Source organism: Eubacterium xylanophilum ATCC 35991 (assembly GCF_000518685.1).
Taxonomy (GTDB): domain Bacteria; phylum Bacillota; class Clostridia; order Lachnospirales; family Lachnospiraceae; genus Eubacterium_F; species Eubacterium_F xylanophilum.
Window position 1 is genome coordinate 94,170 of sequence record NZ_KI912470.1, and the last position, 23,412, is coordinate 117,581.

The 23,412-nt window shown below is 40.0% G+C and carries 14 protein-coding genes, 1 tRNA gene and 2 pseudogenes; 14 read left to right on the forward strand and 3 right to left on the reverse strand.

What is annotated here, in order from left to right; all coding sequences use genetic code 11:
- Positions 1-24 precede the first annotated feature (24 nt).
- The 3 genes and pseudogenes from L877_RS14580 to L877_RS0107715 form a co-directional block, all read left to right on the forward strand.
- Positions 25-1,692: pseudogene (locus L877_RS14580) on the forward strand (GDSL-type esterase/lipase family protein); the annotation flags it as partial.
- A 234-nt stretch (positions 1,693-1,926) separates the two neighbouring features.
- Positions 1,927-2,130 (forward strand): annotated as a pseudogene (locus L877_RS14585) (DapH/DapD/GlmU-related protein); the annotation flags it as partial.
- A gap of 82 nt (positions 2,131-2,212) precedes the next feature.
- Entirely contained in the window at positions 2,213-3,391 is a 1,179-nt protein-coding gene (locus L877_RS0107715) for an FprA family A-type flavoprotein (protein ID WP_026835562.1), read from the forward strand.
- A gap of 128 nt (positions 3,392-3,519) precedes the next feature.
- On the opposite strand, the gene L877_RS0107720 is transcribed toward L877_RS0107715, so the two are convergent.
- Together L877_RS0107720 and L877_RS0107725 are read right to left on the reverse strand one after the other, a co-directional pair.
- Entirely contained in the window at positions 3,520-4,161 is a 642-nt protein-coding gene (locus L877_RS0107720; protein WP_026835563.1) for a hypothetical protein, read from the reverse strand.
- A 122-nt stretch (positions 4,162-4,283) separates the two neighbouring features.
- The gene (locus L877_RS0107725) at positions 4,284-4,652 is read right to left on the reverse strand and encodes a hypothetical protein (RefSeq protein ID WP_026835564.1); all 369 of its coding nucleotides are present in this window, start codon (positions 4,650-4,652) and stop codon (positions 4,284-4,286) included.
- Positions 4,653-4,834: 182 nt separating this feature from the next.
- On the opposite strand from L877_RS0107725, the gene L877_RS0107730 reads away from it, so the two are divergent.
- The 9 genes from L877_RS0107730 to L877_RS13555 all read left to right on the forward strand — a co-directional run bounded on the left by L877_RS0107730 (position 4,835) and on the right by L877_RS13555 (position 16,446).
- A tRNA-Leu gene (locus L877_RS0107730) sits at positions 4,835-4,918 on the forward strand.
- A 47-nt stretch (positions 4,919-4,965) separates the two neighbouring features.
- Entirely contained in the window at positions 4,966-6,180 is a 1,215-nt protein-coding gene (locus tag L877_RS0107735) for a peptidylprolyl isomerase (protein ID WP_026835565.1), read from the forward strand.
- A gap of 36 nt (positions 6,181-6,216) precedes the next feature.
- Complete coding sequence (locus L877_RS0107740; protein ID WP_026835566.1) at positions 6,217-9,999, forward strand: phosphoribosylformylglycinamidine synthase; 3,783 nt, start codon at positions 6,217-6,219, stop codon at positions 9,997-9,999.
- A 12-nt stretch (positions 10,000-10,011) separates the two neighbouring features.
- Complete coding sequence (locus L877_RS0107745) at positions 10,012-10,437, forward strand: hypothetical protein (protein WP_026835567.1); 426 nt, start codon at positions 10,012-10,014, stop codon at positions 10,435-10,437.
- The gene (locus L877_RS0107750; RefSeq protein WP_026835568.1) at positions 10,434-11,450 is read left to right on the forward strand and encodes a hypothetical protein; all 1,017 of its coding nucleotides are present in this window, start codon (positions 10,434-10,436) and stop codon (positions 11,448-11,450) included. Before L877_RS0107745 ends, L877_RS0107750 begins: the two co-directional genes overlap by 4 nt.
- A 20-nt stretch (positions 11,451-11,470) precedes the next feature.
- The gene (gene cdaA, locus L877_RS12690; RefSeq protein WP_051437752.1) at positions 11,471-12,325 is read left to right on the forward strand and encodes a diadenylate cyclase CdaA; all 855 of its coding nucleotides are present in this window, start codon (positions 11,471-11,473) and stop codon (positions 12,323-12,325) included.
- The gene (locus tag L877_RS14130) at positions 12,322-13,566 is read left to right on the forward strand and encodes a CdaR family protein (RefSeq protein ID WP_156923014.1); all 1,245 of its coding nucleotides are present in this window, start codon (positions 12,322-12,324) and stop codon (positions 13,564-13,566) included. The genes cdaA and L877_RS14130 overlap by 4 nt, the downstream gene beginning before the upstream one ends.
- Positions 13,567-13,610: 44 nt before the next feature.
- Positions 13,611-15,302, forward strand: coding sequence for a 2-isopropylmalate synthase (gene leuA / locus L877_RS0107765; protein ID WP_026835570.1), 1,692 nt, complete (start codon positions 13,611-13,613; stop codon positions 15,300-15,302).
- A gap of 1 nt (position 15,303) precedes the next feature.
- The gene (locus tag L877_RS13555) at positions 15,304-16,446 is read left to right on the forward strand and encodes a polysaccharide deacetylase family protein (RefSeq protein ID WP_051437753.1); all 1,143 of its coding nucleotides are present in this window, start codon (positions 15,304-15,306) and stop codon (positions 16,444-16,446) included.
- A 659-nt stretch (positions 16,447-17,105) separates the two neighbouring features.
- Here the strand turns inward: L877_RS13555 and L877_RS0107775 are convergent.
- The gene (locus L877_RS0107775) at positions 17,106-21,323 is read right to left on the reverse strand and encodes a 2-hydroxyacyl-CoA dehydratase (protein WP_026835571.1); all 4,218 of its coding nucleotides are present in this window, start codon (positions 21,321-21,323) and stop codon (positions 17,106-17,108) included.
- Positions 21,324-21,548: 225 nt separating this feature from the next.
- Here L877_RS0107775 and L877_RS0107780 point away from each other — a divergent pair, with 225 nt between their 5' ends.
- Both L877_RS0107780 and L877_RS0107785 read left to right on the forward strand, forming a co-directional pair.
- Positions 21,549-22,472 (forward strand): magnesium transporter CorA family protein, encoded by a 924-nt coding sequence (locus L877_RS0107780; protein ID WP_026835572.1) that lies wholly within the window; start codon positions 21,549-21,551, stop codon positions 22,470-22,472.
- A gap of 11 nt (positions 22,473-22,483) precedes the next feature.
- Positions 22,484-23,392, forward strand: a complete 909-nt coding sequence (locus L877_RS0107785; RefSeq protein WP_026835573.1) for a rhomboid family protein — start codon at positions 22,484-22,486, stop codon at positions 23,390-23,392.
- Positions 23,393-23,412: the final 20 nt, after the last annotated feature.

Consider the following 23,412-nt stretch of genomic DNA (forward strand, 5'->3'; position numbering starts at 1 on the left):
AACGACAAGGAAGGTAAGGATTAAATGAAGCGAATTTTATGTTTTGGAGATTCTAATACAGATGGTTACTCACCGGACGGTGGAAGATATGACGACGACGTGCGTTGGCCTGGAGTATTAGGTGCGTTATTGGGTGAAAGATTTGAAGTAGTCGTAGATGCTAAAAATGGCAGAACGATTGCCTTTGATGATCCATATGCAGAAGAGAATTGCAATGGTATGAATGATATTGTTGAGAGCATTAAGGCCAATGAACCACTTGATATGATTATTATCATGCTTGGAACAAACGACCTCAAGATGCATTTCAACGCTACTCCTTCTATTGTTGCAGAAAAACTCAAAGAAATGTGTGATGTCGTCAAAGAGAATAGTGATGCTAAAATTTTGCTTATGAGTCCTGCACTTTTGGGCGATCAGATTGAGTATTCAAAATACCATTTGGAGTTTGGTAGAGAACAGGTTGATTACTCTTTCGATATGGGACCACAGATTCAGAAAGTTGCAAAGGAAGTGGGAGCGGATTACTTGGATGTTTCGCTTGTTGCTGAATTCAGTAGCAGTGATTGCTTACACTTTACGTCAGAGGCCCATCAAAGTGTCGGAAAAGCTGTTAATGACGTGGTTATGAAAGCTTTTGAAGCAGAGCTCAAGGCCGAGGAAGAAGAGGCTAGACGCAAAGCTGAGGAAGAAGAAGCCAGACGTAAAGCTGAAGAAGAAGCCAGACGTAAGGCTGAGGAAGAAGAAGCTAGACGTAAGGCTGAGGAAGAAGCCAGACGTAAGGCTGAGGAAGAAGAAGCTAGACGTAAGGCTGAGGAAGAAGAAGCCAGACGCAAGGCTGAGGAAGAAGAAGCCAGACGTAAAGCTGAGGAAGAAGAGGCTAGACGTAAGGCTGAGGAAGAAGAAGCTAGACGTAAGGCCGAAGAAGAAGAGGCTAGACGCAAGGCTGAGGAGGAAGAAGAAGCCAGACGTAAGGCCGAGGAAGAAGAGGCTAGACGTAAGGCTGAAGAGGAAGAAGCTGCTAATGAGGATGACACTCCAGAGTTTAAGTTAAACCTCGAAGATGAAGAATTATTCAAGAGCAAAGAAAGTGATTTTGTTATCGATAAGGCTGAGGATTTCTCAGATGATGATGATACACTTATTGCGGGTAACATTAGATTTGACGATGATTTTGATGATTTCCCAACAGTTGCAAGTGGTGAGGAATTAGCAGATTTCCACGCAGATGATAGTACTGAAGAAGAAGTGAGAAAGAAAGTTGATGCTATTCTCAAGAAAGCTGAGGAGGAAGTTGCTAAGGAAGAGCAGAAAGAGGATATTATTCTCAAGGGCGAGATTACCACTGTGGATGGAATTTCTTCAGAAGAGGCAGTGGGACCAACAGAAGATGTATTCGGAAGTACTCTTGGAAGCTTGTCAGGTGGACTTGATGATGAGGAAGAGGAAAACTTTGGTACATTGACTGCAGGTGTTGACGAAAAAGACAGCGGCGAAGAGGACGGCATGTTCGGTAGTCACTCAAGCGGTGTTTCTGGACAGCAGGAGAGAATGTTGTCTAAGAAGCTGTACAAGGATACAGATCCTTCACTTATAGCTGCACGTGGTAATGCACGTAGATTGATGCAGATGTATGATCGTATAGATAGTGAGAATCTGGATTCACAGAGAGACGCTTTAAGAAAATTGTTTAAGTCAATTGGAAGCGAAGCTAAGATTGATGCACCATTTAGATGTGATTATGGTAATAATATCACAATTGGTGACAATTTCTGCGCAGGATTTAATTGTGTGATTCTTGACACAGCGGAGATTAAGATTGGAAACAATGTTACATTTGGTCCGGGTGTTCAAGTTTATGCAAGTAAATTGCCAATTGATGCCAATGTAAGAAACAAAGGATACGCTTGCTCAGATGGAGTTACAATTGGTGACGACGTATGGGTAGGAGGTAATGTAACTATCATGCCTGGTGTTACAATCGGAAACAATGTTGTTATCGGTGCTGGTTCTGTTGTAACAAAGGATATCCCGGATGGCGTTGTAGCATATGGCAATCCATGTACTGTTCAGCGCGACATCGATGAGGAAGATAAGAAGTTCTGGGATGAGAAAATGATTGAATTGTAATTTATATTACGATGATATAGTGATAGGCGTCTTCTTGAAGGCGCCTATTAAAAATTTATGACCAAATGAATAGGAGGAAACAATGGACGTAAAAATAAGTGATGCAATTAAGTATGTTGGGGTAGATGATACAACTATCGATTTGTTTGAAAGCCAGTATGTTGTGCCGGAGGGAATATCATATAACTCTTATGTTATTCTCGATGACAAAATTACAATCATGGATACGGTTGATGCCAGAGCTACAGATGAGTGGATAGAAAATGTGAAGAAGGTTCTCGGGGACAAGACACCGGAGTATCTCGTGGTATCTCATATGGAGCCGGATCATGCTGCAAATATTGAAGTATTGGCAAAGATGTATCCAGATATGAAGATTGTTGGAAATGCCAAGACTTTTGTATTTATGAGTCAATTCTTTGAGTTTGATTTTGAGGATAGAAAAGTGGTTGTTGCTGAGGGTGATGTTCTCGATCTCGGTGCGCATAAGCTTCAATTTATCATGGCACCTATGGTTCACTGGCCAGAGGTTATGATGACCTATGAGCAGACGGAGAAGGTTCTGTTTGCTGCTGATGGATTTGGAAAATTTGGTGCTCTTTCTCTCACTGCTCATGAGGATGACTGGGCTTGCGAGGCGAGAAGATACTACTTCAATATTGTTGGAAAATATGGAATGCAGGTGCAAGCGGTATTAAAGAAAGCTGCAACACTTGACATACAGAAGATTTGTCCTTTGCATGGACCTGTACTCGATGAGAATCTTGGATATTATATCAATCTTTATGACACATGGAGTAGTTATAAGCCAGAGGATAAAGGTATATTGGTTGCATATGCTTCAATACATGGAAATACGGCTAAGGCCGCAGAGGAACTTGCTAAGATGTTAGAGGAAAAAGGTGCACCAAAAGTAGTTCTCAGCGATGTGTGTCGAGATGATGTAGCTGAAGTGATTGAGGATGCGTTTAGATATGACAAGATGATTGTGGCGGCTTCATCATATGATGCTGGACTATTTCCACCTATGGAAGAATTTTTACATCATTTGAAGAGCAAAGCGTATCAGAATAGAGTTGTGGGAATTGTTGAAAATGGTTCATGGGCGCCTTCTGCTGCAAGAACCATGAAGTCAATTTTTGATGGAATGAAAAATTTAACAATTATTGATGATGTAGTTACAATTAAGTCAACATTGAAGGATGACTCCAGGGCAGCGCTTGAGAAGCTTGCAGATGATATTATAAAGACTAATATCTAATTAGAAAAATTGTATTACAAGCAGTATACATAAAAAAAGCTTTCCGCATTTTGTGGAAAGCTTTTTTGGGGAATCGCATATTGCTGGTCTTACTCCCTGCGGTCGTAAGACAATTATTGGAATCGTTTTTATAAAAGCGAATATCCAAAACTGTTCACTATAGCATCTAGCTTTTTGCCTGCATGGCAGAGAGGGCATTCTGTCTGGCTGAATGACTTATAGTCATCAAAATCCGCTGTGCTAAATATGTGATTGATTTTATGTCCGTCAATCTCATCAGCAGCGGAGAAAATCGCTGAAATACCCTGGATAATACCGCCGTAGTACTCGATGCACTGCAAGCTCTGAGAAATAGTCTTACCTGTTGTTGCAGAAGCGAGGAGTAACAGAATATTTTTGTTCCTTACCATCGGCTGAATATTATCTCTAAACATCATCTGTCCGCTAGAGTTGAACTCGGGTTCGATAACATAGATACTCTGATGCATATTCATGGACATTACGCCAGCTTCGGTTAGCTTTTCTGCGAGGAAAGCACCGATAACATAGCAGCCGTCCATACATATTACTGTATCGATTGGCTTGTTGTACTGATAATCCTTGGCCATTGTCTTTGCAACTTCGTAAGATTCTCGCTGACCGGATTTTAATCTCGTCATATCCATATAATAATTGATATGTGAGTGTGTTGTTGCAAAGTGTCCGGGCATAACCTTAAGGATAATCTTTGAATTGTGTTTAGATGGTATCTTGATTTCGTTTTCTAGCATTTTTGTACCTCCTTGTGGTTGTATATTAATAAGTTCTCATATAATATTCGCAATTCAAACTATGTATGAAACATCGTGATTACAGGGATTAAAGGAGTATATGATAAAAATATATTTTTGTATTACCTTGCAGAAGTATTATCTATTTCATCCTCTGATTCCTGTGAATCAATAGAGTCAGTTTCTTCGGAGTCGTCTTCCTTTATTTTCGGTGGCATAGATAAATATGCCAAGATAAATAGGAGGATTGACATGACAATTGGCGCGGCATATATGCCATTTTTTATAGTATCGCTGATTTGAACTCTTGGATTTTGGAAATATACAAAAATAGCAATATAGATGCCAAATATGATTGTTCCAAGAACGATTCCTAGAATCCTTCCTATGTTCTTGCCTTTGAACCAGGCTTTTAGCAGGCAATATACAACTGTATATGCGAGTGCTCCATCGATGATGGCGAATAGTAACCAGCCAATTGGAATTCCCATGATAGCTCCTTTTCATACGTTAAATCACATATATACTAGTGTTAAATTACACATAATATTATACTACAACTATAGTATGTTTGGCAACAAGAAAATGATATGCATAAAATATGTACTTTTTTTAAAAAGAATGGTCAGTTATATTGACATTTTTCTTGCTTTATGGTATTTTTAATAGGTATGCAGGAATGGCGGAATTGGCAGACGCGCACGGTTCAGGTCCGTGTGGTAGCAATACCATGAGGGTTCAAGTCCCTTTTCCTGCATCCTTTTATCTAAAAGGAAATATAGACTATGATTTATGGAGGAAGTCATGAACAGTTCAAAGAAATTGGCAAAAAATGATGGTGTGGGAAAAGACACTAATGATGTTGTAGAAATCGGAGGATTAGGAGAACTTAACAAGTATAAGGTTCTGGGGATTATCGGAATACTCGTGATTCTAGTTTTAGGTGTAGGTATTTGTTACATGCAGTTGAGACCTCGTGCAATCCTCGAAGTGACAAGAACAGATGGAACAAACAAGGCAAGTGAAACTGTATATCTCAAAGATGCTATGTACAACATAGCTAGCGTTGAGAACCAGTATAATGCATATAGCAGCATTTATCAGCAGCTTTATGGCTCAACTTATTGGGAAATGGAAGATGCCGATGGTAAGGGTCGTGATGGCTCTAGTGCAGCAAAGAAGCAGATTATGGATACAATTAAGCAGGAGACTGTTCTCTCAATGGAAGCTAAGGCGCTTGGATATAGCCTTACTGATGCAGAGAAGAAACCTCTTCAGGATCAGGCCAAGAAATTCGTAGATGGTTTGACAGACAGCCAGAAAAAGCTTGATGGGCTTGATACTAAGACAATTGAGAAAGTTTTGGAGAGAAGTGCTCTTGCTGATAAGTATCGTAACATCATCCTTTCCGAGAGCGGTTTCAAGGAGGATGAGGTAAAGGCCACAGTTGACAAGAAGGAATTCCGTCAGTATGATCTTCAGTATTATATGATTAGCAATACAAAAGATGATAAGGATGTAGATAAGGCAACTAAGGCTAAGAACTTTAAGGCAATGCAGGAGCTCAAGAAGAAGGCTGAAAAGACAAAGGACTTCTCTAAGCTTGTATTGGCAACAACAGGCGCTGGTGCAGTAAGTGCAAGTGCTATCAGCGGTGACAGTGTGTCTGCAGAGGAGAGCGGAATTAATGCAATGAAGACAGAAAAGATTATTGCAAAAGATATCAATGAATCTTCATTCCTTGACAAGAAGACGAGAAAACAGCTTATCAAGATGAAGAAGGGCGAGATCTCAGATGTTATCGAGGGAAGTGATGGATATTACTTGGTTCGCATGGACAATGATAATAGCACAGAGGCATATGATCAGGAGTGCGAGTCAGTGGTAAATGAAGAGAAAGATAATAAAGTTAAAGCAAAGCTCAAAGAGATATTGCCTAAGTATCAGATTGAAGTTCAGGCATATTGGAAGAAGCGTGTAAATATCGGTTATATGACAAGTGATGGCGCTGTACAATAGTGAGCGCTTGCAAGTTTAAGAAAAGGAGAAGCGAGCATGGCTAATGTTAAGAGAATTTATGTAGAGAAAAAGGATTCCTATGCAGTTGCTGCAAAGGATTTACATAATGAGATTAAGGAATATCTTGGAATTACAGGTATTGACAAGGTAAGAGTACTCATTAGATATGACATTGAGCGCGTTACTGATGAAACATATAAGAAATCACTTTCTACAGTTTTTTCAGAACCACCGGTGGATTTTCTTTATGAGAATGATTTTGACAAAGATGCAGATGATTTGATATTTTCCGTGGAGTATCTTCCCGGTCAGTTTGATCAGAGAGCAGATTCTGCAGAGCAGTGTGTGAAGCTTCTCAATGAGAAAGAAGAGCCTATCATTCACTCAGCAACAACCTATGTGTTGCATGGACATATTACAGATGAAGAGTTTTCAAAGATTAAGGAGTATTGTATCAACCCAGTCGATTCAAGAGAGACTGATGAGACGGTACCTGAGACTTTGGTTACTCAGTTTGATGAGCCGGAAGATGTAATCATATTTGACGGATTCAAGGATATGGAAGAGAGTAAGCTGAAGGAGCTATATGATTCTCTTGGACTTGCAATGACATTCAAGGATTTCCTACATATTCAGAAATATTTTAAGGGAGAAGAGGACCGCGATCCAAGTATGACAGAGATTCGCGTTCTCGATACATATTGGTCAGACCATTGTCGCCATACAACATTTTTGACAGAATTAAAGAATGTTAATATTGAGGGCGGCGATTACGTTGAGCCTATTAAGAAGACTTTTGATGAGTATAAAGCTCAGCATGAGGAATTATATAAAGGTAAGGATGGCAAGTTCGTATCACTTATGGACATTGCACTTCTCGCAATGAAAAAGCTTCGTAAAGAGGGCAAGTTGGAGGATATGGAAGTATCTGATGAAATCAATGCTTGTTCAATCGTAGTTCCTGTAGAAATCGATTATGAAGATGGCAAAGGCCCTGTAACAGAAGAGTGGCTTGTGTTCTTTAAGAATGAGACACACAATCATCCTACAGAGATTGAGCCATTTGGTGGAGCTGCCACATGTTTAGGTGGAGCTATCAGAGACCCATTGTCAGGTCGTGGATACGTATATCAGGCCATGCGTGTTACCGGCGCTGCAGATCCAACAAAGCCACTGTCTGAGACTCTCACAGGTAAGCTTGCGCAGAGAAAGATCGTAACAGGTGCTGCAAGTGGTTATAGTTCATATGGTAACCAGATTGGTCTTGCTACAGGATTGGTTGATGAGATTTATCATCCAAATTACGTTGCCAAGAGAATGGAGATTGGTGCTGTTATGGGAGCTGCACCAAGAAGAAATGTAATTAGAGAGAATTCAGATCCAGATGATGTTATCATCCTTCTCGGCGGAAGAACAGGTCGTGATGGATGTGGTGGAGCAACAGGTTCTTCTAAAGCACACAACACAGAGTCTATTGACACATGTGGTGCAGAGGTTCAGAAGGGAAATGCTCCTACAGAGAGAAAGATTCAGAGACTCTTCAGAAGAGAAGAGGTTAGTAAGATTATAAAGAAATGTAATGACTTTGGTGCTGGTGGAGTTTCAGTTGCTATCGGTGAATTGGCTGATGGTTTGACTGTTGACCTAGATAAGGTACCTAAGAAGTATGCTGGTCTTGACGGAACAGAGTTGGCTATTTCTGAGTCACAGGAGAGAATGGCTATCGTCGTTGATCCAAGTGATGTAGATAAGATGCTTGGATTTGCTGAAGAGGAGAATCTCGAGGCCGTTCCGGTTGCAGTTGTAACAGAAGATCCTCGCTTGATCCTCAAGTGGAGAGGCAAGGAGATAGTTAATATTTCAAGGGCATTTCTTGATACCAACGGAGCTCATCAGGAAACAGATGTTGTTGTAAAGACTCCATCTAAAGCTGATAATTATATTAATAGAGATATTAAAGTTGATGGATTTAAGAGTGCTTTCCTCAGTAAGATTGCAGAACTCAATGCTTGTTCGAAAAAAGGTTTGGTAGAGATGTTTGATAGCTCTATCGGAGCAGGAACAGTTGATATGCCATATGGTGGTAAATATCAGTTGACACCAATTCAGACCATGATTGCTAAGCTTCCTGTAATCAAGGGAAAGACAGATGTTGTAACTATGATGAGTTACGGCATGGATCCATATCTAATGAGCTGGAGCCCATACCACGGTTCACAGTATGCTATTCTTTCATCAGTTGCAAAGATTGTTGCAGCCGGTGGTGATTTTAAGAAGATTAGATTTACTTTCCAGGAGTACTTCAAGAGAATGACAAGTGATCCGGAGCGTTGGGGAGAGCCGATGGCTGCATTGCTTGGTGCATATGATGCTCAGGTTAAGTTAGGGCTTCCATCAATTGGTGGAAAGGACAGTATGTCCGGAACATTTAATGATATTGATGTTCCACCAACATTGTGTTCATTCGCTGTAGATGTGGCTAAGCTTTCAGATGTTATTACCAATGAGTTCAAGGCTGCCGGTCATAGAATTGTTAAGTTCACAATAGCTAAGGATCAGTATGATTTACCGGAATTTGACAAGATTATGGAGCAGTATGACAAGATTCATAAGCTTATTCTTGATGGTGTTATCAAGTCTGCATATGCCCTCGATGGAAATGGTGTGGCAGATGCAGTTGCTAAGATGGCATTTGGTAATAAGATTGGTGCCAAGTTCTGCAAGCACAAAGATTTGGAATATTTCTTCAAGCCTGCGTATGGCGAAATCATTGCAGAGATAGAAGAAGAAGACTTAGCTAAGCTTGATGAAATCGGTGTTGAATATGATAGAATTGGTAAGACACTCGATGAGGCTAAGTTTGAGTGTAGAGATGAAGAAGTATCTATGGAAGAGGCCTTGAAGGCTTGGACCGGAACACTTGAGAAAGTATTCCCAACTCGATCAGGAGTTGAGCAAACCAAGATTGAGACAGGACTCTATGATACAAAAGATATATATGTATGTAAGAATAAAGTTGCAAAACCTAAGGTATTTGTTCCTGTATTCCCTGGTACAAACTGCGAGTATGACACTATTAAAGCATTTGAAGCAGCAGGTGCCGACACAGAGAGTATTGTATTTAAGAACATGACAGAGCAGAATATCGCCGACAGCGTAGATGCTTTTGAGAAAGCTATTAAGGATTCTCAGATTCTCATGTTCTCAGGCGGATTTAGTGCAGGTGATGAGCCAGATGGTTCAGCTAAGTTCATCACATCAATCTTCAGAAATGAGAAGATCAAAGATGCAGTTCACCAATTGCTTCAGGAGAGAGATGGACTTGTACTTGGTATCTGTAATGGATTCCAGGCACTTATAAAGTTGGGACTTGTACCATATGGTGAGATTAAAACTCAAGAAGATAATTCACCAACCCTTACTACTAACAGTATTGGCAGACATATCAGCAAGTCTGTTTATACTAAGGTAGTGACAAACAAGTCTCCATGGCTACAAAAGGCAACACTTGGCGGTGTATATTCTATTCCTGCATCTCATGGTGAGGGAAGATTTGTAGCAGACAAAGAGTGGATTGACAAGCTCTTTGCCAATGGACAGGTAGCAACTCAGTACGTGGATGTTGATGGAAATCCTACAATGGATGAAGATTATAATCCTAACGGATCTTATGGAGCTATCGAGGGAATCACAAGTCCAGATGGACGTGTTCTCGGTAAGATGGCTCACTCTGAGAGACGTGGTGATGGAGTCGCTATAAATATATTCGGTAATCAGAATCAACTTATATTTGAAAGTGGAGTTGAATACTTCAAATAACAAGGAGATTGCATGTTAAGTGAAGAAAAAATCATTCTTATGACCAGGCTCGCTGAGTTTGAACAGGGAGCTGGTCAGATTGATTTAAAAAGAACGAATTATTATAAAACTGACTACATAAGGTGGCAAATTATCAAAACACTTCTCTCGGTTACGGGAGCAGTGTTTTTGGTGCTTTTATTAGTTGCATTGTATAATGCGGAATATTTAATAACTAATGCGTTGGAACTTGACTTTGTAAATATTGGAAAATATATTCTCGTTATTTACATTGGAACCTCAATTTTTTTCGTATGTTTGACGATAGCTATTTCATCAATACAATACGAGCAATCCAAAAGGCGCGTCAAGGAGTATTATGCAAATATGAACAACTTGATGGAGTACTATGAGGAAGAAGAGAATAACAGCAACAAAAAGGAGGATATGTTCCCATGATGACTTTACTCGTTCTAGAGTCCAAGCTAAAAAATATCTATGCGAGATATTCTCGTTGGATTAGAATAATTGTCAAGTTTATTATCGGGATTAGTATTACTCTGGTTGTTGGAAATACGATGCCATATAATCCCATGGTATGCGATAATATTATGCTATTGTCGCTTGTACTTGGATTTCTGATTGCACTGACACCTGATTCAGTCGGAATATTTTTGGCTTCGGCTGTGGTTGTAGCTCAGGTTATGTATATTTCAATAATAATGGCAGTGGTATTTCTCTCTGTAGTGATTATATATATTTTGCTATTTGGCAGATTTGATGAGGGACAGAGTCTGTTTATAGTATGCTTGTTGCTATTTTGGACTATTGATCAACCCTATGCATTTCCGATTATAATTGCATTGCTTGGAACAGTTGCTTATGTTCCGGCATGTATAATAGGAGTTTTACTCCATTATGTCATCAGCGGAATCAAGGAATATCATCTTTTGACTATGGGAAAAGTTGAAGCTCCAAGTCAGATTGAAGGATTGAGATTTATTGTGGATTATATCGCAAGAAACAGAGAAATGCTCCTTTATATGGGATTGTTTTCAGTAGTTATTGTATTGGTATTTATCCTTCGCAAGAGAAGTTATAATTATGCTTCATATGTGGCAATTGCAGTTGGTCTGATTGTCTCTGCTGTGGGAATGATTGTTGGTGATACTATGCTTGGAACTAAAACTGATATAGTTAAACTTCTGATAGCTATGTTGGTTGCGGCTATATTGTCCATCATAGTTCAGTTCTTTAGGATGAACCTAAATTACTCGGGTGTTAGGATGCTACAATTCCATGACGATGAGTATTATTACTATGTGAAGGCCATTCCAAAAATCAAAGTTGAGGCCAAGGATAAGACTATAAAAAATATTAAGGATTTGGAGCCGGAGGCGATAGATCTGCAGGATAAGATAGAAAAAACATTAGAAGAGGATTTGGAAGCAGAGAATCTTAAGAAGAAATAAAACTAAGTGAGGTGGAAAGCATGGAAGCAATCAAATCATTTTTTCGTGACTATGTTGCATGGCTGTCCATGCCAGATATAAATATTGTCGATATTATCGAGATTTTGGTTATCGCATTTGCGGTATATCAGATTATCATATGGATAAAAGATACCAGGGCGTGGGTACTGCTCAAGGGTATTGTTATCCTTGTTTTAGTATGGCTTATTGCCCTAGTCCTAAACATGAATGCGCTGCTATGGATTTTCCAAAATGCTATGGTTATAGGAATTACAGCCATAGTCATTATATTTCAGCCAGAGTTTAGAAATGCTTTGGAAAAATTGGGACGTAAGTCTTTTGCATCGCTGACAACTCCGTTTGAAGGTGACAAGTATAGAAATGAGAAATATTCTCAGAAGAGTATCGACAGTATAATCAAAGCTGTATATGCTATGGCAAAGGAAAAAACTGGTGCTATTATCGTTGTTGAGAAGGACATTCAATGTCGTGAAGTCGAATTAACCGGTATTCCTTTGGATGCGACTATAAGCAGTCAGCTCTTAATAAATATTTTTGAGGACAAAACTCCGCTACATGATGGAGCGGTAATTCTTAGAAATGATAGGATCGTTGCTGCTACATGTTATTTGCCATTATCAAACTCAATGAAAATAAGCAAAGATCTTGGAACAAGGCATAGGGCAGGTTTAGGTGTCAGCGAGGTATCTGACTCAATCACAATCATTGTTTCAGAAGAGACAGGTGGTGTGTCAGTTGCACAAGAGGGAAAACTAAGAAGATGGATCGAGGAAGATGAATTGCGCAAGATTCTTCGAAAGGTTTCCCCACATAGAAGTAAAGCTAAAGGCGATTACGGGAAGGGGGGAGTATGATGAAAAATCTATTGACCAAGAATCTCGGAATTAAGTTGATTGCACTAGTACTAGGTTTCTTGATTTGGCTATTTATCATCAACTTCACCAATCCGACGATTACTAAGAAGTTTGAAGATATTCCGGTACAGATTGTCAACGAAAGCGTTATATCTTCTGCAAATCAAGTTTATACTGTAAAGTCAGGCGATAAGGTTGACGTAGTTGTCAAGGGCAAGAGAAATATTGTCGAGTCCCTCAATTCGGGAGACTTTGAGGCCATCGCCGATTTGTCCAAACTTTCAACAGTAAATACTGCGGGAATTGAAGTTAAGGTAAAGGATGAAAGGAATAAGAATCTGGAAATTGATTGGAATAATGAAGTTCTCAGCATTAAGCTAGAGAAGAAAGTGACACAACAGTTTAAGGTAAAGGTTATTACTGAGGGCGAGTTGGCTGAGAATTATATACTAGGTCCTATAACTGTTAATCCTTCCATGATTGAAGTCAGTGGTGCAAAATCACAAATCAAGAAGATTGATGCAGTTGGAGCAGTTGTTCAGCTAGATGGCCAGAACAAAGACTTCGAGAAAGAACCGACGGCAATCCTATATGATGCTGACGGAGAAGTCCTCGATGGAGAGGGAGTTTCTCTGGATAAGGATTCGGTGGATGTAAAGGTTAATGTTTTGCCAACCAAGACAATTCCTGTTAAGGTTCTAACCAGGGGAACAGTAGCCTCGGGATACAGTCTGACTAAGACAGATTTTAAGCCGGAGAGTATTCAGGTTTCAGGAGATAAGAATGCTTTGTCAGGTATTAATGAAATCACAATACCTGTTGATGTTGATGGTGCCAGAAGAAGTGTAGAAAAAGAAGTGGATTTGGAATCACTGCTACCGAGTAGTGCAACCCTTGCGGACGATTTTACTACTGTTTCAATAAAATGCAATATCGTCAAGAAGGGAATAAGAAAATTCAAGGTTTCTACATCTGATATCACAGTGAAAAATCTTCCGAACAATCTGGCTATTTCCTATGACGATGAGGACGAGAGTCACAATGTCGTTGTTGTTGGCGAAGAGAGTAAGATTAAGGACTTGACTCTTTCATCACTAAAGGCTACTATAGACCTAAAGGGAATGTCAGTTGGAAGTCATAAGGCAAATGTGAATCTGACACTTCCAAATGGTGTTAAGTTAAGACGTCCTATTAGTGTTAAGATAACACTAGAGGAGACAGAGATACAGAGTGTAGATTAGTATAACCAAGGAATAAGAAAGAGAATTTAGAGAGGTGAACAAATATGTTGAATTATAAGAGGTATAAGAGAGTACCAGTTGTTGATTACCCAGAGCGTGAGTGGCCTAACAAAGAAATTCAGAAGGCGCCTATCTGGTGTAGTGTGGATCTTAGAGATGGAAATCAAGCTTTGATTGAGCCCATGATTGTTGAGGAAAAGGTTGAATTCTTCAAGTTGTTGGTTAAGCTTGGTTTTAAGGAAGTAGAGATTGGCTTTCCAAGTGCTTCCCAGATAGAATATGACTTTTTGAGAAAGCTTGTTGATGAGGATTTGATTCCTGATGATATGTATGTTCAGGTGTTAACTCAGTGTAGAGAGCATTTGATTGAGAAGACTTTTGAGGCTATTAAAGGCGTTAAAAAAGCTATTGTGCATATCTATAATTCAACATCAACACTTCAGAGAGATGTTGTATTTAATGCTTCTATGGATGAAATTAAGCAGATAGCCATAGATGGAACCAAGATGGTAAAAAAATACATGGAAAATCATGACGGCGAGATTATCCTTGAGTATTCTCCTGAGAGTTTTACGGGAACAGAGCTTCCTTATGCGTTAGAAGTATGTGAGGCTGTGTTGGATGAGTGGGGAGCTTCAAAAGATAAGAAGGTAATCATTAACCTTCCATCAACGGTTGAGATGAATACTCCAAATGTTTATGCAGACCAGATTGAGTGGATGGCTAAGCATTTTAAGGACAGAGAGAGAGTAATCCTCAGTATCCATCCTCATAATGACAGAGGTACTGCTGTTGCCTCAGCTGAGCTTGCATTGCTTGCAGGTGCAGATCGTGTAGAGGGAACACTTTTTGGAAATGGTGAGAGAACAGGAAATGTAGATGTATTGAATATTGCATATAATATGTTCTCACAGGGAATTAATCCGGAACTTGATATTGAAAATGTAAATGAGATTATAGATGTTTACGAGAGATGCAATAAGATGGATATGGATATGAGACATCCATATGCAGGAAAGCTTGTATTTACTGCTTTCTCCGGTTCACACCAGGATGCTATTAATAAAGGTGTTCAGGCTATGAAGGAGAGAAAAGGCGAATATTGGGAGGTTCCATATCTTCCGATTGACCCAAGTGATCTTGGAAGAGAGTATGAGCCAATCGTGCGAATCAACAGCCAGTCCGGTAAGGGTGGAGTTGCATTTGTCATGGATACTTACTATGGCTTCAAATTGCCGAAGAACATGCACAAGGAGTTTGCTGATGTGATTCAGGTGATATCTGAGAAGCAGGGTGAAGTTACACCTACTCAGATTATGGATAAGTTCAAAGAGAAGTATATCGATATGAAGGAGCCATATCACTTCCGTAAGATCAAGATTGAGGATTTGAGTGATGATTCTGTCGATGATGACGAGTTTGATACAAAGATTACATTGACATTCACATTCAAGGGACAGGAGAATGTAGTTGAGGCATTTGGAAATGGTCCGATTAATGCCGTTCAGCGTGCGATGCAGGATGTAATCGGATTCCAAATCAAAGTATTGGATTACAATGAGCATGCATTGACTCAGGGTTCTAATGCCCAAGCTGCAGCTTATATTCACTTGTTAGATGAGGAAAAAGACGATGCAACATTTGGTGTTGGAATTAGTTCGAATATAAACAGAGCATCTGTGAGAGCTGTATTCAGTGCAGTTAATAGACTTCTTGCCAAAAGAGGTGAGAACTAAAATGAATAAGAGAATGAAAAGGATTATTGCTACGTCTTTTACAGTGGCGGCATTTGCCTTACTTGGCGGAATATTTTCAAGGGAGATAGCTTGTAATGCTGAAGAGACAAGTATCACTTTGCAGCTTGGAGAGTTGTATGATATTGGAGCTGGGGATAATGCTGTTGTCACCAGTGACAATAATAAAATTGTAAGTATTGTTGATGGTAAGATTCATGGATTGAGTCACGGAAAGACGGCGATTACAATAGATACAGACGAGGGATCTAAAGTTATTGATATCACGGTAAAGAAAAGTGGTTTTCCATATGGTGAAATTACCATGTACAAAGGTGAGAGATTGCCACTTTGCTTTACAGAGTTCAAGCACAAAGATGCCAAGTGGAAGACCAGCAATAAGAAAGTTGCGAAGCTCTCTGGCAGCGAGATTGTTGCCAAGAAAGTCGGAAAAGCAACTGCCAAGTGTACAATCAATGGAAAGACTTATGCTTGTCATATAAAGGTAAAAAAGGCTCCCAAAAAGCTTGTCTATCTGACATTCGATGATGGTCCAACCAGGAGTTCAACGCCTAAGATTCTCAAGATATTAAAGAAGAATAATGTGAAGGCAACTTTCTTTGAGATTAATCCAGCTAAGGCTGATTATGATCTCACCAAAAAGATTATTAAGAGTGGTCATACACTTGCTGTTCACGGATATTCTCACAATTATAATTATATCTATGCATCTGAGTCAAGATATAAGAATAATATTACAAAGCTTCAGAAGCTATTCTTCAAGAAGTTTGGAGTATGGACTGTTCTCACAAGGTTTCCGGGGGGAAGCTCCAATATGGTCAGCAGATTTAATCGTGGAATCATGACTAGATTGACAAAGTCCGTAAAGAAGTGGGGATATAAGTACTTTGATTGGAATGTGTCTTCTGCTGACGCCGGAGGAGCGAAAAATCCTAAGCAGGTTTATAAGAGCGTAAAAAGGGGATTGCATGCGGGAGAAAATGTTGTCTTGATGCATGACTTTGCCAATAATTATAAGACTATAAATGCACTTAATAAAGTCATTAAGTATGGTAAAAAGCATGGTTATGTATTTAAAGCAATGACAGCAGCTACAACAGAGATTCATCATGGTGTAAATAATTAGATAATAAAGTAAGAAAATAAAAGGGGCTCTCGCACTAACAATTAAAAAATTGTTAGTGCTCAGCTCCTTTTTGTGTCTAAATTAGGGAGATTTTATTATTATTCTTTGTTAATTGAGAGGCGTGAGGGGCATGCCTATTTGAAAAAAGAGGATTTGGCATGCCACGAGAGGGGAAAAGACTTGACTGTTAATTCGCATCAAATCTAAAAATAAGCGCACTAATACAAGCCTTATCAAAAAGTAATTTTGAGGATTTTGAATTTTCAAAATTTATGCTGTTTTCAAAGGAAATAAATGAGTTCCAGTTGTCAGATATCTTCTAAATTGCATATCCTACTAATGTCTTACTCCCTATGGTCGTAAGACAATTATTTTTCGGAGGAATGTCAGCACTAGATAAGTATAATAATTGTCTTACAAGCAAAGCTTGTAAGACCAGCAATATGCGTTTATTGTCTTACGAACGACGTGAGTAAGACTAGCGCTATGCGATTCCGATAAATTGTCTTACGACCAAAGGGAGTAAGACCAGCAATATGCGATTCCAATAAAACAGGAAGAGACCAACCAGAGAGAGACTTCAATGCGTATGCATTGCGTCTCGAGTCGGTTGGACTCTTCCTGTTTTTAAACTGTCTTAGTGCGACAGCCCCTTTTATTTAGTCGTTAAGAGCCTCGTTTGCTGTTGCAAGCATAAGCTTGATACGGTTGAGCTGATTAACTTCACTTGCACCTGGATCGTAGTCTACTGCAACGATATTAGCACCAGGGAATGATTTTCTCAGAGGTTTGATAACTCCCTTTCCAACTACGTGGTTAGGCAGACAACCAAATGGCTGAGTACATACGATGTTTTTGACACCGCTATGGATGAGTTCTATCATTTCTCCTGTTAGGAACCAACCCTCTCCGGTTTGATTACCGGCAGATACGAATGGCGAAGCGTAGTCCACAAGATCGTATATTGATGGTGGTGCTTCGAAACGGTTGCTCTTTTCTAATTCTTTTTTCATGTGCTTTCTGGCATTCTCGAGATACCATATACCTGCTTTACCCACCAACTTGCTGGTCTTAGATTTACCAAAATGTTCCGCTTGATAGATGGAATCATACAGGCTATACATGAAGAAATCGAGCATATCAGGGCATACTGCTTCTGCGCCCTCTTTTTCGAGGAGCTCGACGATGTAATTGTTGGCCGCAGGAAGGAATTTTACTAGGATTTCTCCAACGATTCCAACTTTTGGCTTTTTGATACTCTCGTCTATCTCTATGCTGTCGAAGTCCTTGATGATTCCGGTTATATTTTTCTTGAATTCGGAATTCTTAGGGTGCTTAACCGCTTCTATACATATGTTTTTCCACTTTTCGTGGAGCTTATTAACCGAACCGGGCACCTTCTCATAAGGTCTAGTCTTGTATACAACTCTCATAAATAAATCGCCGTAAATCAGGGCGTGAAGTGCACCCTTTAGCAATCTATAGTTGATGTGGAATCCGGAGTTTGCCTCTACACCGGCACTGAGTGAGATAACAGGTATCTGTTCCATGCCGGCATTTTGAAGTGCGCGTCGGATAAAGCCTATATAGTTTGTTGCACGACATCCACCACCGGTCTGGGAGATGATAACAGCCGTTCTGTCAAGATCATATTCACCTGAGAGAAGCGCTTTCATAATCTGTCCTACAACTATGAGTGAAGGGTAGCATGCATCATTATTAACATACTTCAGGCCGTAATCGAGTTCGTCACCGCCTGTTGGAAGTTGAACAAAAGTATAACCGCATGCTGCCATAGCCGGTATGAGCATGTCAAAATGAATAGGAGACATCTGAGGCGCTAGAATTGTATAATTCTTTCGCATGTCTTCTGTAAACTCAACTCGCTTGTAAGAAGTATCAACCGGTTTTGGCTTAATGCCCTTTCTATCTCTGTCCTTGACAGCGGAGATGAGAGAGCGAATACGAATTCTTGCCGCACCTAAGTTGTTTACCTCATCGATTTTCAAAACAGTGCATATCTTGCCTGATTTTGTCAGTATGTCATTGACCTGATCTGTCGTTACTGCATCCAGACCGCATCCAAATGAATTGAGCTGTATGAGCTCCAGATTATCCTGGGTTTTGATAAATGAAGCTGCAGCATATAGTCTTGAGTGATACATCCACTGGTCCATGGCGATAGTAGGCCTGTCGATTGGAGCCAGATGTGAGATGCTATCTTCAGACAATACGGCAATGTCATAACTTGTAATCAACTCAGGAATTCCATGGTTAATCTCTGGATCGATGTGATAAGGACGACCGGAAAGGACGATTCCCTTTTTGTTATTTTCTTTCATCCATTTTAGGACTTCCTCGCCCTTCTTACGGATGTCATCTCTTGTATGTTCAAGTTCCTCAAATGCCACCTTGACAGCGCTACGAATCTCGCTCTCAGGGATGTTGTTTGACTCGGACATAACCTTTGCCAGCTCGTTTTCAAGAATCTCTTCTGACTCAAAGGAGAGGAAAGGATTTTGGTATATTATATCTTCGGATTGAAGTTCTTCTACATTATTTTTGATATTTTCGCCGTAGGATGTGACGATAGGACAGTTGTAGTGATTTCCCGCACCGTCAAACTCTTTTCTCTCGTAAGGAATACAAGGATAGAAGATATACTTGATTCCGTGATTGAGAAGCCATGCCACGTGTCCATGTGCCAACTTAGCAGGATAGCACTCCGATTCACTTGGGATTGACTCGATTCCAAGTGAGTAGATTCCGCGAGTTGACTTAGGAGATAAGATTACCTCGTAGCCAAGTTCTGTAAAGAAAGTATACCAGAACGGATAATTTTCATACATATTGAGAACTCGAGGAATTCCAACTTTGCCTCGGTAAGCCTTGTCAGGTGAGAGAGGCTTATAATAATTGAACAAGCGATAATTCTTGTATTCATATAGGTTTGGAATATTTTTATTGCTTTTCTCTTTTCCAAGCCCGCGCTCGCAGCGGTTACCTGAGATGAACTGTCGTCCGCCACCGAACTTGTTGATGGTGAGAAGACAGTGGTTTGTACATCCCTTACACCTAGACATGGAACTCTCAAATTTGAGGCTGATGATATCTTCAAGTGAAAGCATAGTGGTAGGCACATCGCTTTCGTAGTGCTCCCTTGCGATGAGAGCTGCACCAAAAGCGCCCATGATTCCCGCAATATCCGGTCTGACTGCTGTACAGCCTGATACTCTCTCAAAACTCCTGAGAACAGCATCATTGTAAAATGTTCCGCCTTGTACGACCACGTGAGTTCCAAGATCCTTTGGATCCGTGAGCTTAATAACTTTGAGCAGAGCATTTTTAATAACCGAGATTGCAAGACCGGATGAGATGTCAGCGACTGTGGCACCTTCCTTTTGGGCTTGCTTTACCTTGGAATTCATAAATACGGTACATCTTGAACCCAAGTCGATTGGATTCTCAGCAAATAGAGCCAGCTTAGCGAACTCTTTTACTTCGTAGTTGAGAGACTTGGCGAAAGTCTCGATAAATGATCCGCATCCGGAAGAACATGCTTCGTTGAGCTGTACGCTGTCTACGGAGTTGTTCTTGATTTTGATGCATTTCATATCCTGTCCGCCGATGTCTAAGATACAATCAACTTCAGGGTCGAAGAATGATGCGGCATAGTAGTGAGATACAGTCTCAACTTCGCCTTCGTCTAGCATCAGAGCGGACTTTATAAGAGCTTCTCCGTATCCGGTGGAGCAGGAGCGAACGATGTTTGCCCCCTCTGGGAGAAGTTCATAGATTTCCTTTATTGCCTTGATTGTAGTTTTAAGGGGGCTTCCGTTGTTGTTATCATAAAATGAATACAAAAGGGATCCGTCCTCGGCTACAAGCGCAACTTTCGTGGTTGTGGAGCCGGCATCGATTCCAAGGAATACATTGCCCTCATAGGAAGCAAGGTCGGCTTTTTTAACTGCATGCTGATTATGTCTTTCGGTGAATTCAGCATACTCCTTTTCCGAAGCGAAGAGTGGCTCCATACGGGTGACTTCAAACTCTAAGTGAATCTCTGAATTGAGTTTTTTGAATAATTTCTTGAGAGTTGTCTCGCCTTCGCCGGTAGAGTTCATAGCTGCACCACTTGCTGCGAAGAGGTGAGAGTGAACCGGTGCGATTATGGCATCCTCTTCAAGCTTCAAAGTTCTTATAAATGCGGCCTTAAGTTCTGTCAGGAAGTGGAGCGGACCACCGAGAAATGCAACATTTCCGCGAATAGGCTTTCCGCATGCTAGGCCACTGATTGTCTGATTTACCACTGCTTGGAAGATGGATGCGGCCAAATCCTCCTTGGCGGCTCCCTCGTTAATCAGTGGTTGTATATCTGTTTTGGCAAATACTCCACATCGCGCGGCGATAGGATAGATTGCTTGATAATTCTTTGCATACTCATTGAGACCAGCTGCGTCTGTCTTCAAGAGAGAGGCCATCTGGTCGATAAATGAACCTGTACCTCCGGCGCAGATTCCGTTCATTCGTTGTTCAATACCGTCAGTGAAGTAGATTATCTTGGCATCCTCTCCACCGAGTTCTATTGCAACATCAGTTTGTGGTGCGAAGTCCTTGAGACTAGTTGCCACACTTACAACTTCTTGCACAAATGGTATATCTAAATGTTTGGATATGGACAATCCGCCAGATCCTGTAATCATAGGAGCTACAGGCATATCACCTATTTCTCCAAGAGCCTTTTCTACAATACTTTTCAAGGTCTCCTGAATATTTGCATAATGACGTTGATAATCTGAAAATAGAATTTCATTATTATCATTGATTATGGCTATCTTGACCGTAGTAGATCCAATATCAATACCAATACGATTCATTGTGCATCCTCCATTCAAAAAAATCTTCTTATATTTATATATAAAGAGCACTAAATTTTAGTATATCCTATCTTAAGCGATTTGTCAAAGCAAATCGTAATCTAAATCATTTGACAAAAGGCACTCAAAAAAGTATAATTAATATGTCTGTGCTTTTAGGTCAAAACATGGATTTGCATGGAATTGACCCGGTGCGGAATATTTTCACGAGAGGGGAGTTTGTGTATGCTTCAGATATTCAAAAAAGACGAATCTATAAAGGAACTTAAAGCCCTAGAGGAAGGCTGTTGGGTGGCACTTACAGCCCCGACATACGAGGAACTCAACAAAATCAGTGAGGCGACTAATATTGATATTGACGATCTTCGTGCTCCGCTGGATGATGAGGAGAGATCGCGTATTGAGCATGAAAATGACTACGTTATTATCGTGGTTGACATTCCATCTCTCGATGAGAAGGATAGATATGTGACTATTCCGCTTGGTATATATATTACCAAGACTATGATTGTCACAGTTTGTCTTGAGGAAACACCGATATTGACGGCGTTTATGAATGATAGAGTGAAGGAATTCTATACTTACAAGAAGACTAGATTTGTGTTCCAGATTTTGTATAGAAATGCCACATCTTATCTGAGATATCTTCGAATTATCAATCGAAAGAGTGACCAGATAGAGGATGAGCTTCACAAATCTCAGAAGAACAAAGAGTTGATCGAACTCTTGGAATTGGAAAAGAGTCTGGTATACTTTACCACGTCATTGCGTTCAAACGAAACTGTGTTAGAAAAATTATTGCGCACAGATAAAGTTAAGAAGTATCCGGAGGATGAGGAGCTCTTGGAGGATGTAATCGTAGAAAACAAGCAGGCCATCGAGATGGCCAACATCTACAGTGGAATCCTCAGTGGAATGATGGATGCCTTTGCCTCGGTTATTTCCAATAACCTCAACGTGGTAATGAAATTCTTGTCAACTGTGACAATTGTGCTGTCTATTCCTACTATGATTGCCAGTTTCTACGGCATGAATTTTGATAATATTCCCCTTGGGCATAATCCGTTTGGATTTGTCATAGTTGTGGTAGTGGCACTGTTTATCGCCCTCGGCGTGTCATTGGTATTTTGGAGAAAGAATCTATTTTAGGAGATTATACAATGAATTTTATGGACAATTTGGAGAGGAAACTCGGAAAGTTTGCTATAAAAAATCTCATGTTGTATATGTGCATAATCAACGTGGTGGGAAGCATACTTGGAATTATCAATCCAACTTTGTATTACAGCTTTCTGAGTCTCGATGTTTATCAGATATTACATGGACAGGTGTGGAGGTTGGTGACATTTGTATTGTATCCGTCACTCAATCTCTCGGACGGTGGATTTATCATAAATCTACTGTTTTATGCCATCATGCTTTATATCTATTTTTGGATAGGAAGAGTGCTAGAGAATATGTGGGGAACATTTAAGTTTAACGCATTTTACTTCTTTGGCATCATACTCATAATACTATTTACATTTGGATACTACTTTGTATTGATTAGTGCAAACGGCGCGAATATGGGACAATTCATAGGATTGAGTCTCTCGGCACAGATTACACTGGAAGAGATTAATCTTGCGATGTTTTTGATATTTGCCTTTTTGTTTCCGGATACACAATTTATGTTATATTTCTTGATTCCGGTAAAGGCCAAATGGCTTGGGTATTTGTACTTGGGATTCAATGTATACAATATTGTGACATTTTTCATGTCGGGTCAGTTCCAATATATCATGAATATGTTTTTGATTGTAGCGGCATTGATAGACTTTGTAGTATTCTACTTCTTGACGAGACCGACTAAGAGATACACTCAAAAGGTCAAAGTCAAGACCAAGAAGAGGCAGTCTGATAGATCGAAGAACAGTGGTGGCTCGGGTCAGGGACCTCGACATAAGTGTGCAATTTGCGGAAGAACAGAGCTAGATGCACCGAACCTTGAGTTTAGATACTGCAGTAAGTGCAGAGGGAATTATGAATATTGTTCCGAGCATTTGTTTACACATGAACATGTAAAATAAAACAAGGGAGAAAATATACT